Below are 723 nucleotides of genomic sequence, written 5' to 3'. Positions count from 1 at the left end.
CCCCGCCTGCCATGCGCTGACACCCGACATCGCCGGGTCGGAACCCTGCGCGCCCGGACAGGACCGCGCCGATCCCGCGACGGCGCGCGCCCTTCTGCAACAGACCGGCCTGGCGCGGGGATTTTCCGTGACCGTCGTGGTCCAGGAACCCGAGGAGCCGATCGCCGAGGCGCTGCAGGCCATGTGGCGGCGCATCGGCGTCACACTGCGTATCCGCCGGCAGGAAGCGGGCGTGTGGGTCCAGTCGGCCTTCGCCGGGCCGGCGGACAAGGCCCGGCAGGACATCGGCATGGTGCTGACATCGTGGTCCGCGCCGTTCATTGCCGACCTGCAGTTGCGCCCGCTTTATGCCGGCGCCAGCGCGGCGCCCGCGGGCGCCAATCTGGGCTTCTACCGCAATCGGGAGATCGACGCCGCGATCGACCGCGCGGCGCGCACAGGCGACCCCGCCGCCCGGGCGCGGGACTATGCGGCGATCCAGGATCGCCTGGCCCGGGATGCGCCGATCCTGCCGCTCTATGTGCAGGACAATCTGTACGGTGTCCGCCGGGGCCTGGGCGGGGTCCAATCCCTGCCGGACGGCGAGATCGCCGTCACCTCCGCCCGATGGGCGACGCCATGACCGCGCTGCTGCGGCGCACCGCCGCCCTGCCCTTCGTCATGCTGGCGGTTTCGGCCATCATCTTCGCGGCGATCCACGCCCTGCCCGGCGACCCCGCGCGG

General features: G+C 73.0%; 1 protein-coding gene. It reads left to right on the top strand.

The features are described from left to right. The coding region (locus tag HUK84_RS21380; RefSeq protein ID WP_374729410.1) for an ABC transporter substrate-binding protein at positions 1-622 on the top strand (622 nt) is incomplete at its 5' end. Between the last annotated feature and the right edge of the window lie 101 nt (positions 623-723).

Source organism: Nguyenibacter vanlangensis (genome assembly GCF_013376155.1).
Classification (GTDB): Bacteria; Pseudomonadota; Alphaproteobacteria; order Acetobacterales; family Acetobacteraceae; genus Gluconacetobacter; species Gluconacetobacter vanlangensis.
The sequence above is the reverse complement of the archived record's forward strand: the minus strand, read 5'-3'. Positions and strand labels throughout refer to the sequence as shown.